This is a genomic window from Chromobacterium vaccinii (genome assembly GCF_000971335.1).
Lineage (GTDB): Bacteria > Pseudomonadota > Gammaproteobacteria > Burkholderiales > Chromobacteriaceae > Chromobacterium > Chromobacterium vaccinii.
In genome coordinates this window covers 1-11,594 of sequence record NZ_JZJL01000078.1, presented here as the reverse complement: position 1 = coordinate 11,594, position 11,594 = coordinate 1, and the positions used below count along the sequence as shown (strand labels likewise).

Here is an 11,594-nt window from a genome sequence, read left to right as displayed (position 1 = left end):
GTAGTGTTCCCCACGTGTGTGGGGATGAACCGGCAATATCGGCAAAGCTGAGGCCGCGCCCGTAGTGTTCCCCACGTGTGTGGGGATGAACCGATTCCGCGCGTACCCGGCGGTTTCGGCACCGCGTGTTCCCCACGTGTGTGGGGATGAACCGGAGGGGCGCGAGAATCTGCCGCTGACCGACGCGTGTTCCCCACGTGTGTGGGGATGAACCGGAGGCGGTGACAGTTACCGGGAGGTCAACAGAGTGTTCCCCACGTGTGTGGGGATGAACCGTCGTCGACTTCGTGCATGGTCGCTTGGTGTGGGTGTTCCCCACGTGTGTGGGGATGAACCGACGCGCTCTACGCCCAGGGCCGCACCAAGCCCGTGTTCCCCACGTGTATGGGGATGAACCGTGTTCCGGCAACTGTTGGGCCATCTCCAAATAGCGTTCCCCACATGCGTGGGGATCCATTACCGCTATATCAGTCGTTCAAAAGTTCTCCATGCCGGCAGGGATGCGTTCCAAACTGCCTGCCATGCCGATCGGCGGGTGATTCACATCCGATCGCCGGTTTCGTTCAAGTGGAAATGATGATGCTTTCCGCCCATGCAGAACGAAAGGACTGGCTATGCCCTGGATGACCGACTTGTTCCGTACCGCCAATGACGCCAGAGGTCCGTTTCCTGATCGCCCCTTGTCGTGCGTCACGCTGCCCGGGACGCACGACTCTGGCTGTTATGTGGACCGGGCGGTGAGCAACGCGCTTTCCAAAACCCAAAGCCAGGACATCTACGGCCAGCTGTTGGGCGGCATCCGGTATTTCGATATCCGGCCATGCGTCAAGGATGGGCGGTTGTTCACCTATCACGGCGAGTTTTATACCGGCGGGCCGATAGATGGCGAGGATGGCATTCTGATGCAGCTTCGCCGATTCATGCTGGAGCTGGAGACGGCCCATCGGGAACTGGTCATTCTGAACATTTCCCACTTCTACCACTTCTCCCACTTGAGCCATGAGTTGTTGATCCAGCAGATCGTCGCGACATTGGGCGAATTCCTGGTGCCGCATCGTCAAGGCGGGATCAATCTGTTCCAGGCGCCATACCGGACATTGCTGGACGATGGCAAAGGCGCGGCCGACAGCATCCGCTCGCGAGTGGCGGTGTTGTATGACGGCGCGTTGGATACCGCCCGCGAGGAGTATGTGGCGAGCCGCGGCCATGTCTTGCCCAAAGGCTTTTTCGTCGTGGCGCCGAAATACCCGATGGGGGAAAACAGCCTGTATCTGTTCGATCAGTATTCCAATAGCACCGGCGTCGACGATGGCGTGCTGTTCAATGGCATGCAAACCGATCAGCTTTTGAAATTGACGCAACGCAATGGCTACGGTTTCGCACCCAACGGCAAATGGACCGTTCCGGAAGGTTATGATGCAAACTGGTTTCTTAACCAAGCCCGGGGCGTGCCCCGGACCTTGCATCTGCTGTCCTGGACGCTTACGCCGCAGAAGGTGTTGGGCGATCCGCTGGAGTACGCGCGGCGGTATGCCAATCCGCGTCTGCTGGCGTTTTTTACGGAGCACGGACGTTGGGTCGGCCAAGACTACGACCCTCTGGCCGATCCCCAGGTCAACATCGTCTATGTGGACGATTACGCGTCGCTGCTGCACACGAATATCGCCTCGCCCTGGTTTGGGCTGGCGATGCCGGTAGCGATCTCCGCCCGGCTGAATGCCGGTGCGCTGGGAGCCGCCAATACCTGGTAGCGCAGCGGGAGGCGGGGATAAAGAAGGGCCGCAGGCTCCGCCAGTGGGCGCGCCTGCGGGCCATCGCGTGACTTATGTCAATATTCTTATTTGTCAAAATGACAATGTGTTTTTGAGCTGCTAACCTGCGCGCCTGGGTCGAGTCCAGCGGGCTGACCGGTTGTCACCGGAGGGGCGATGCAGGCGTACTGGCGGTACAGGGGCAAGTCTTCGCCGCGCGACGAGGCGGGAGATCGATGGCATTTGCTGCCATTTCACATGCTGGACGTGGCGGCGGTGATGGAGGCGCTGCTGGACCAGCGGCCGGCGTGGGTAGCGGTTTGCGCCGCCAGCCTGGGTTGGGATGTGGCGCAGTTTCGCGCGGCGGCGGTCTATTTCGCCCTCTTGCATGATCTGGGCAAGTTCGCCCGCAGCTTCCAGTCCATCCTGCCGCCGGGCTCGGCCGACTTGGTGCCGGTGGACAGGGCGCCGCGATACGCCGAGCGTCACGATACCCTCGGTTATTTGTTGTGGATGGACCATCTGCGGTCGAACCTGCCAGCCGAGGTATTGCCTGCTGCGGAGCATGCCCGGTGGGAGGCATGGATACGGATCGTCTGCGGCCACCACGGCCGGCCGCCGCGCGAGGGCGATTCCAAGCGCTTGTACGCCGATGATCATTTCCTGCCGGACGATATGGCCGCCGCGCTTGCCTTCGCTTGCGATGCCGCAGCCCTGGCCGGACCCTTGCCGCAGCCGGCTGACGATCTGGACCCGCGCATAGCCTGGCAACTGGCCGGCCTGATGGTGCTGGCTGACTGGTTGGGCTCCAATCAATTTCACTTCCCGTATCGGGCCCTGCCGATGGCGCTGGCCGACTATTGGGCCGATCACGCCCGGCCCGCTGCCCGGCGCGCGGTGACGGCATCGGGATTCGCCGTTTGCCGCAGCGCGGCGTATGTCGGCGCCGACCAACTGACCGACTTTATCCCTTACCTATCCGCTCCCACTCCCCTGCAGCGTTACGCCGCCACGGCGCCGCTGGCCGAAGGGCCGCAGCTTTTTCTGCTGGAGGATGTGACCGGCGCCGGCAAGACCGAGGCGGCGTTGATCCTGGCGCACCGGCTGATGGCGGCCGGACTGGCCGACGGCCTGTACTTCGCCCTACCCACCATGGCTACCGCCAACCAGATGTACCGCCGCGTAGGCGGCGTGTACCGCAAGTTATTCGTCAAGGGCGAACAGCCTTCGCTGGTTCTGGCTCATTCCGCCCGTCAATTGGTGGAAGACTTCGCGCTCAGCGTGCAGCGCGGCGGCCGGCCGTATGCCAGGGACGACGCTTCGGCCAGCATGAGCTGCAACGCCTGGCTGGCGGACAGCAACAAGAAGGCGATGTTGGCTCAGGCGGGCGTCGGGTCCATCGATCAGGCGCTGCTGGCGGTGCTGCCGGTGAGGTACCAATCTCTGAGGCTTATAGGCCTATCCAGTAAAGTCCTGGTTGTCGATGAGGTCCACAGTTTCGACCCCTATGTCCGTACGTTGCTGGGTGGTCTGCTGCGCCTGCACGCGGCCCAGGGCGGCAGCGCGGTGCTGCTGTCCGCCACCGTGCCGGAGCGAATCAAGCGCGAGCTGCTGAACGCCTATCGCCAGGGGCTGGCGCAGCCGGATTTGAACCAGCCTTTCCCGTCGGCCTACCCGTTGGCAAGTCACCTTTCCTCCGGGAATTTTCATCAGCGGGCTTGCGAAACCCGCCGCGAGGTCAAGCGCCGGGTGAGGGTGGAACAGCTGCATGACGAGGCGGAAGTGATCGAGTTGATCGTCAGACAAGCGCAAGCGGGCCGTTGCGTGTGCTGGGTGCGCAATACGGTGAATGATGCCCGCCGCGCTTTCGATCTGTTGAAGGACATCGTTCCGCAGGGCCAGCTGCACCTGTTCCATAGCCGCTATGCGATGGGCCATCGCCTTGAAATAGAAGACCAGGTGCTGGATGCCCTCGGCAAGGATTCCGACAGAGCCATGCGCGCGGGGAGGGTGTTGATTGGTACCCAGGTTTTGGAACAGTCGCTTGATTTCGATGTGGACGTGATGGTCAGCGACCTTGCGCCTATCGACTTGCTGATCCAGCGCGCCGGCCGTCTGCAGCGCCATGTCCGTCAGGCCAATGGCGATCTCTGGCCGGGCGAGATTGCGGCGGAGCGGCGCGTCGAGCAGCGGCCGGAGCCGGTGCTGTACGTCTACGGTCCACAGCCGGACGGCGACGCCAAGGGGGATTGGTATGGCCGGCTGTTTCCCGACGCGCAATACGTGTATCCGGACTTCGCTGCGTTATGGCAAACCCAACAGGCTTTGCTGGCGGCTGGCTATATCGTGTCGCCCGGAGAAATCGGCGAGGCCGGCGCGGTGCGGCAGTTGGTGGAGGCGGTGTATGGCGGAGCCAGCGAACGCGAGACGCCGCCGGCCTTGCAAGAGGCCGCCAACAAGTGTCTGGGCGAGGCGATGAGCGAGCGCAGCATGGCCTTGTTCAACGAGCTGGATTGGGAGAAGGGTTACTGCGAAGACAGCAGCAAGCATTGGGTGGAGGACTCCGGAGTCGCCACCCGATTGGCCGATGAAACAAAGCTTGTCTACCTGGCAGAAGTGCGCGACGACGCGCTGCAGCCGCTGTGCCAAAGTGCCGACTCTCGCGTGCAATGGCAGCTGTCCGCGCTGCGGGTGGATGCGAAAAGGCTGAAGGATTTGTCGCCGGCTTGGCGGCAGCGCTGGAAGGCCCATCTGGACCGGCTGGCGCAGGAGCAGCCGTGGCTGAGCGAATACGATTTGGTCCTGCCTCTGGTGGCCGGCGAGTGCGCCGGTGTATGGCTGGGGCAGGGTGTCGATGCCAGGGGCAGAGAGGTGGAGTTGCGGTACAGCTTGGAGTTGGGGCTGTTATGGAAGTGAACCAGGCGGCCGGGGCCGCCTGGGATCTCATCCCCACGCAGGTGGGGAACTGGTCAGAATTTATGACCTTTGTACTGCGCCATCAGGTTCATCCCCATACTGATGGGGAACACCTTTTTCAGCATAGCTAAGCAGACGAAAAGTGAAAGTGAATCATGAACAGCTCCATCCTTTTAATATAACCAGAGGCAGCCTATGTTGGTGATATCTGCAAGCTGGCGGGGATGGCATGCGCACGACTCTGGGATTGCTGCTTGGGGCAGGGGCGCTGGTCTTTTTGATGATGAGCAGCGTCTTGAAGGTATGCCTGGGTGTCCTGTTCGTTATCGGCCTGGCCGGATTGGTCCGTGTTTGCCAAGGGCCTACTGGTCAGGTGAGAAGTGATGATCGGTCGGATGACCGAGAGGAGGGTGAATGAATTTACTCGACCCCGCCAGTCGCTGGCTCCGCCTCAAACGGCGGGACGGCAGCGTGTCGCCGGGCAGTGTCTACGAAGCGACGGACCCGGACGTGGTGGACGTGCTGGCGCCGCGGGCGGATTTTCGCGGCGCGCTGTATCAGCTGCTGATCGGCCTGCTGCAGACGGCGGCGGCGCCGGGCAATCTGAATGACTGGCTGGGCTATTGGAATACGCCGCCCAGCGCGGCGGAGCTGGAGGCCTGGCTTGCGCCGCTGAAGCCGGCGTTCGGGCTGACTGGCGACACCGCCTTCATGCAGGACCGCGATCTCTTGCTGGACGGCAACGCCAAGAGCACGGCCGAGCTGTTGATTGACACCGGCTCCGATTCCAACTTGTTCTTCAACAAGCTGGCCGACTGGCAGGGCTTGTGCGCCGGCTGCGCGGCGCAGGCCTTGCTCACCTTGCAGATCAACGCGCCCGGCGGCGGAGTGGGGCATCGCACTTCGCTCAGAGGCGGCGGGCCGCTGACCACGCTGGTGTTGCCGGAAGAGGCCGACGCCTCTCTGTGGCGCAAGCTGTGGCTGAACGTGTTGCCGCTGGATGGCGAGGACGCCGCCTGGCGCGCGGAGTCGCCGCTGTCGGCCAAGCTGCCGTGGCTGGCGACCACCCGAGTCAGCGACAAGAGCGGGATGGAGACCTTGCCGGAGGATGTGCATCCGCTGCAAGCCTACTGGAGCATGCCGCGCCGCATCCGGCTGGATGTGGACGATGTGGCCGGCGGCGTGTGCGAGGTATGCGGCGAGACGCACGACGCGCTGTACCGCCAGTACCGCACCCGCAATTACGGCGTCAACTACACCGGTCCCTGGCAGCACCCGCTGACGCCTTATCTGTTCGATGCCAAAGATCCGTCCAAGCCGCCGTTGTCGGCCAAGGGCGGGCGCGCGGCCGGCGGCTACCGCCACTGGCTGAGCCTGACGCTGGGCGAGAACGACAATGACAAAGCCGCGCGCGTGGCGCGGGACTTCAACCGCAAGGGCGGCAAGGCCGACAAGCTGAAGCTGCGCGGCGAGGCGCGGCTGTGGTGCTTCGGCTACCAGATGGACAATATGAAGGCCGAGGCCTGGCGCGACGCCACGCTGCCCTTGTTCCAGCTGGAAAGCGGCGATGAGCGCCATTTCGTCGAGGCCGCGCGCCAGTTGCTGGAGGTCGCCCGGCAGAGCGCGCTGATGCTGGGCGATCAGGTGAAGAAGGCGCGCCGGATGGACAAGAAGGAGCCGGCCGTCGAGCAGAGTTTCTGGCAGCGCAGCGAGGAGCTGTTCTACCAGGCGGTGGCGCGCTTGGCCGAATCTGAACAATTGGACGAGGCCGGCCAGGCGCAAGCGTTTTCCGCCTGGTTGCCGCCGTTGCGGCGGCTGGTGCTGGAGCTGTTCGATTACTGGGTGCTGTGCGCGCCGATAGAGCAGATGGGCATGGCTGGGACAGTGCGCGCGCGCGCCGATTTGCAGCGCGGTCTGTGGCGGGCCAAACCGCACAAGATCATGGGCGAGCGGATTGCCCGTTACCAGGGGGAAGGCGATGAAGCTGTTGCTCGATAAGGCCGATCGGGAAAAGTTGGCCAAGACCGTGGCGCAGTGGCGCCTGGCCCTGGACCCGAGCGACGAGGAGCGCCGCGGGCCGTTCGCGATGTTGAAGCGGGCAGACCGCGCCCAGCTGCGGCGCTGCGCCGCGCCGGAGGATGTGCTGCTGCAATCCGCTTTCCATCGCCTGCTGCAAGAGTTGAAGCGCCAGGGCGTGGCGGTGGAGGCGGACGAGCTGGCGCTGGCCGCCGGCGTGGCGGCGCATGCCCAGCATGCGCCGGGCAAGGCGTTTGCCCGCAGCCTGGGCCGCAAGAACGATGCAGGCCGCGTCGCGATGAGCGAGCTGCGTTTTCATCAGTTGCAAACCTGCCGCGACGAGGACGGTTTTTTCCGCCAGACCCGCCGCGCGGTGGACCTGCTGGGCGGAGAGGTCGATGTCGGCAAGCTGGCGGTGGAGCTGCTGCAGTGGGTGCGCGAGTTCCGCCATCCCGACGCGGCGCTGGCGCCGAAAGAGCGACTGAAGCTGCGCTGGGCCGCCGACTACTACCACGAATCGCTGCGCGAAGCCGATCAAGAACCCGCCTGATTGCCATTGGAGACAAAACATGAGCCGTTTCATCCAGCTGCACACCCTGATTTCCTATCCGCCGGCCAATCTGAACCGCGACGATTTGGGCCGCCCCAAGACCGCGATGATGGGCGGAGTCGAGCGCCTGCGGGTGTCGTCGCAAAGCCTGAAGCGCGCCTGGCGCACGTCGGAGCTGTTCGAGCAGAAGCTGTTCAGCAAGGTGGGCGAGAGCGAGGGCGCGCTGGGCACGCGCACCAAGCTGCTGGGCGTGGAGGCGTATGACAAGCTGAAAGCAGCCGGCTTTTCGGACAAGTTGGCCGGCGACAGCGCCAACGAGATCGCCAAGGTGTACGGCGCGCTGAAGAAGGACAAGCCTTACGAGATCGAGCAACTGGTGCACATCTCGGCCGAGGAGAAGGCCTCGCTGGACAAGCTGATGGCCAAGCTGATCGCCGATAAGCGCGCGCCGGAGAAAGAGGAGCTGGACGCACTGCTGCACCGGCAGCAGGCGGCGGACATCGCGATGTTCGGCCGCATGCTGGCCAGCAAGACCGAGCATAACGTCGAGGCCGCGGTGCAGGTAGCGCACGCCTTGGGCATCCACGCCACGGCGGTGGAGGACGACTATTTCACCGCGGTGGACGATCTGAACCGCAAAGACCCCGGCGCGGCCCACATCGGCGAAAGCGCCTTCGCCGCCGCGGTGTTTTACCAATACATCTGCATCGACCGCGAATTGCTGTTGGAAAACCTGGGCGGCGACCACGCGCTGGCGCAGCGCGCCATCGCGGCGCTGGCGGAAGCCGCGCTGACCGTTGCCCCGAACGGCAAGCAAAACAGCTATGCCAGCCGCGCCTATGCCCATTACGCGCTGGCCGAGCGCGGCGACCGCCAGCCGCGCAGCCTGTCGCTTGCCTTCCTCAAACCGCTGGGAGGCGGGGATTACGCGGCTGGCGGCATCCAGTCTCTGGTTTCCGTGCGTGACAATATGGACAAGGTATACGGCGCTTGCGCCGATAGCCGTTATGAATTCGATGTGATCAAGGGCGAGGGCAGCCTGCAGGCGCTGCTGGCTTTCGCCGCGGAGTAAGGCCATGCGCGAGTATCTGGTTTTCCGGCTGTATGGGCCCATGGCCAGCTGGGGCGAATTGGCGGTGGGCGAGCAGCGCGTCAGCGCCGACCACCCGTCGCGTTCAGCCCTGCTGGGCTTGCTGGGCGCGGCGCTGGGCGTGAGGCGGGACGACGAGGCCGGCCAGCAGGCGCTGGGCCGCGGCTACCGCTTCGGCGTCAAGCTGATCGCCGCCGGCATGCCGCTGCGCGACTACCACACCGTGCAGTGGCCGGACATCCCCAAGAAGTTCGCCTACCGCACCCGCCGGCAGGAAATGCGCGACAAGGCAAAGCTGAACACCATCCTTACCAGCCGCGAATACCGCAGCGACAGTTTGAGCGTGGTGGCGGTGGTGGCCGCGCCGGACGCGCCGCATGGCCTGGCCGCGCTGGCGGATGCGCTGCGCTCTCCGGTGTTCATGCCTTACCTTGGCCGCAAGTCCTGCCCGCTGGCGCTGCCCTTGGACCCAAGGCTGGGCGGTTTCGACACGCTGAAGCAGGCGCTGGACAGCCGCGACGATGAGCCGTTTGTGCCGGGCGTCGATCTTGATGACGACGAGTCGTTGTCGATCGATATCGATCTGGATAAGGATAGACAGGCGCGTTACTTCTGGGACGAGGCGATGGCCGATGTCGGCATGGACGCCACTTTGCAACTGACGCGGCACGACCAGCCGCTGTCGCGCCGGCGCTGGCAGTTCGAGCCGCGGCGGGAGCTGGCCTATCTGGCGGGAGGCAGGCAATGAGCCATTATCTGTCCCGCATCACGGTTCCGGCGTCTGCGGCGGTCTGCGAATCGGACGTGATGATCGCCGGCAACGCCTATCGCGACCACCGCTTGATGTGGAAGCTGTTTCCGGACACGCCGGACGCCAAGCGCGATTTCCTGTTCCGCGCGGAGCAGGGCGCCAACGGGCATCTGCTGTACTACCTGCTGTCGCAGCGTCCGCCGCAGGCCTGGCATTCGGCGGTGAGGGTGGAAAGCAAACCTTACCGGCCAGAGTTGGACGCCGGTGAATGGGTGCATTTCAGCCTGCGTGCCAACCCGGTGGTGGCCAGACCCGAGGAGAAGGGGCAGCGCAGCCAGCGCCACGATGTGATGATGGCGGCCAAAACCGAGGCGAGAGCCAAAGGCTTGTCGCCGGGAGACACCCAGGCGGCGATGACCGGCGCCGCGTTGGACTGGCTCACCCGCCGCGCCGCGGCCTGGGGGCTGGAAATCGATGTCGACGAAGTGCAGGTGGACGCTTATTTTCAGCATGTGCTGCACAGCAAGGGACGCCGGATGCGCTTCTCCTCCATCGACTATCAGGGCATGGCCAGGGTGGCCGATGGCGACAAGCTGGCGCAGGCGCTGTTGGGCCAGCCCGCCGCCGCGCCGCACTCCAGCCTGGGCCATGCCTTGGGCTTTGGTTGCGGCCTGCTGTTGGTGAAACGCCTGCCATGAGCCAATTGCTGCCGCCTCTGAAGCCGCTCCCGATCAAGGAGCGGCTTTCTGTTTTGTTTGTCGAGCGCTGCCAGCTGGATGTGCTGGACGGCGCTTTCGTCGCGGTGGACGCCACCGGCGTGCGCACCCACATCCCGGTGGGCGGCGTGGCCTGCTTGATGCTGGAGCCGGGCGTGCGGGCGTCGCACGCCGCCTGCAAGCTGGCTGCCCAGGTGGGCACTTTGCTGGTGTGGGTGGGCGAGGCCGGGGTGAGGCTGTATTCGGCCGGCCAGCCCGGTGGCGCACGCGCCGACCGGCTGCTGTACCAGGCGCTGCTGGCGCTGGACGAGGACGCGCGGCTGAAGGTGGTGCGCGAGATGTACCGCCGCCGCTTCGGCGACGAGCCGCCGCAAAAGCGCAGCGTGGAGCAGCTGCGCGGCATCGAAGGCGCGCGGGTGCGGGCCATGTACCAGCAGCTGGCGCAGCAGTACGGCGTCAAATGGCAGGCGCGCAACTACGACAGCGAAGACTGGGACCAGGCCGACATCCCCAACCGTTGCCTGTCCGCCGCCACCGCCTGCCTGTACGGCGTGACCGAGGCCGCGGTGCTGGCGGCCGGCTACGCGCCGGCCATCGGCTTCATCCACAGCGGCAAGCCGCTGTCATTCGTCTACGACGTGGCCGACGTTTACAAATTCGAAACCGTGGTGCCGGTAGCCTTCGCCGTCGCCGCCAAGCCGGTGCATAACGTGGAGCGCGAGGTGCGCCAGCGTTGCCGCGACATGTTCCGCAAGACCCGGCTGCTGGAGCGCATCATCCCGGACATCGAAACGATGCTGGACGCCGGCGGTTTGGACAAACCGGAGGAGCAGGGCGTGGTGGGCGCGGCGTTTCCGGAAGACGAGGGACTGGGCGATGCTGGTCATCGTGCTTGAGAACGCGCCGCCCCGGCTGCGTGGCCGGATGGCGATCTGGCTGCTTGAAATCCGCGCCGGCGTTTACGTGGGCAACTACAACCGCAAGATCCGCGACTACCTGTGGCAGCAGGTGGAGGAGGGGTTGGAAGACGGCAACGCGGTGATGGCTTGGCAAGCCGCCACCGAGGCCGGCTTCGACTTCGTCACGCTTGGGGCCAACCGCCGCATGCCGGCCGAGTTCGACGGCGCGAAGTTGGTGTCTTTTCTGCCGCCTCCGGTACCGGAAGAGACCCGTGAATAGCATGTGGATCGCTTTGCTTCAGGGGGCGATTTGGCTCTTCGAAAATCGGTAGATTTTTAGGTGGTGTTTTTATTTTGCAAAATCAATTGCTTGCGATTGGTCTGTTCCCCACGTGCGTGGGGATGAACCGCGCAATAGCATACTTCTCCGTGAAATCACCAGCTGTTCCCCACGTGCGTGGGGATGAACCGACCGCTAACCTGCGGCCTTGTCGGCTCCAGGTCTGTTCCCCACGTGCGTGGGGATGAACCGGAGCCATGCGAGTTTGCTCGTATCCGCAACTCCTGTTCCCCACGTGCGTGGGGATGAACCGATGGAAAAGCGCGGCGCTATTACGCTGGCCATCTGTTCCCCACGTGCGTGGGGATGAACCGGCCGACTAGCTGCTGCATCACACCGTAGTATTCTGTTCCCCACGTGCGTGGGGATGAACCGGCCTGACATGTCCGTCTTTGTCGATTGGATCACTGTTCCCCACGTGCGTGGGGATGAACCGGCACGCTGAAGCAAAGCCTCACCGCCATTTCCCTGTTCCCCACGTGCGTGGGGATGAACCGTCGTCGTCTAGCGGTTCATCCGGCTCTAGCGGCTGTTCCCCACGTGCGTGGGGATGAACCGGCTTGGC

9 protein-coding genes and 2 CRISPR repeat arrays are annotated in these 11,594 nt (G+C 64.3%); all 9 genes read left to right on the top strand.

Features of this window, described 5'->3' with window-relative positions; genetic code table 11:
* Nucleotides 1-3 precede the first annotated feature (3 nt).
* Nucleotides 4-398: a CRISPR direct-repeat array (repeat unit 29 nt; unit sequence GTGTTCCCCACGTGTGTGGGGATGAACCG).
* Nucleotides 399-623: 225 nt separating this feature from the next.
* Nucleotides 624-1,751: a PI-PLC domain-containing protein gene (locus VL52_RS21790; protein ID WP_144410366.1), complete on the top strand. Its 1,128-nt coding sequence runs from the start codon at nt 624-626 to the stop codon at nt 1,749-1,751.
* A 177-nt stretch (nt 1,752-1,928) separates the two neighbouring features.
* On the top strand, nt 1,929-4,667 hold the full coding sequence (locus VL52_RS21785) for a CRISPR-associated helicase/endonuclease Cas3 (RefSeq protein WP_046159008.1): 2,739 nt from the start codon (nt 1,929-1,931) through the stop codon (nt 4,665-4,667).
* Nucleotides 4,668-5,081: 414 nt separating this feature from the next.
* Nucleotides 5,082-6,665: a type I-E CRISPR-associated protein Cse1/CasA gene (gene casA, locus VL52_RS21775; protein ID WP_046159006.1), complete on the top strand. Its 1,584-nt coding sequence runs from the start codon at nt 5,082-5,084 to the stop codon at nt 6,663-6,665.
* On the top strand, nt 6,646-7,233 hold the full coding sequence (casB, locus tag VL52_RS21770; RefSeq protein ID WP_046159005.1) for a type I-E CRISPR-associated protein Cse2/CasB: 588 nt from the start codon (nt 6,646-6,648) through the stop codon (nt 7,231-7,233). Before casA ends, casB begins: the two co-directional genes overlap by 20 nt.
* Before the next feature lie 19 nt (nt 7,234-7,252).
* Nucleotides 7,253-8,305, top strand: coding sequence for a type I-E CRISPR-associated protein Cas7/Cse4/CasC (gene cas7e / locus VL52_RS21765; RefSeq protein WP_046159004.1), 1,053 nt, complete (start codon nt 7,253-7,255; stop codon nt 8,303-8,305).
* Nucleotides 8,306-8,309: 4 nt separating this feature from the next.
* Nucleotides 8,310-9,071 (top strand): type I-E CRISPR-associated protein Cas5/CasD, encoded by a 762-nt coding sequence (gene cas5e / locus VL52_RS21760; RefSeq protein ID WP_046159003.1) that lies wholly within the window; start codon nt 8,310-8,312, stop codon nt 9,069-9,071.
* Nucleotides 9,068-9,772 (top strand): type I-E CRISPR-associated protein Cas6/Cse3/CasE, encoded by a 705-nt coding sequence (gene cas6e / locus VL52_RS21755; RefSeq protein ID WP_046159002.1) that lies wholly within the window; start codon nt 9,068-9,070, stop codon nt 9,770-9,772. Before cas5e ends, cas6e begins: the two co-directional genes overlap by 4 nt.
* Nucleotides 9,769-10,686 carry a type I-E CRISPR-associated endonuclease Cas1e gene (cas1e, locus tag VL52_RS21750; protein WP_046159001.1) on the top strand — a complete coding sequence of 306 codons (918 nt, stop codon included), beginning with the start codon at nt 9,769-9,771 and terminating at the stop codon, nt 10,684-10,686. The genes cas6e and cas1e overlap by 4 nt, the downstream gene beginning before the upstream one ends.
* The gene (gene cas2e, locus VL52_RS21745; RefSeq protein WP_046159000.1) at nt 10,667-10,969 is read left to right on the top strand and encodes a type I-E CRISPR-associated endoribonuclease Cas2e; all 303 of its coding nucleotides are present in this window, start codon (nt 10,667-10,669) and stop codon (nt 10,967-10,969) included. Before cas1e ends, cas2e begins: the two co-directional genes overlap by 20 nt.
* 101 nt (nt 10,970-11,070) lie before the next feature.
* Nucleotides 11,071-11,587: direct repeats of the CRISPR family, unit length 29 nt; unit sequence CTGTTCCCCACGTGCGTGGGGATGAACCG.
* Nucleotides 11,588-11,594 lie beyond the last annotated feature (7 nt).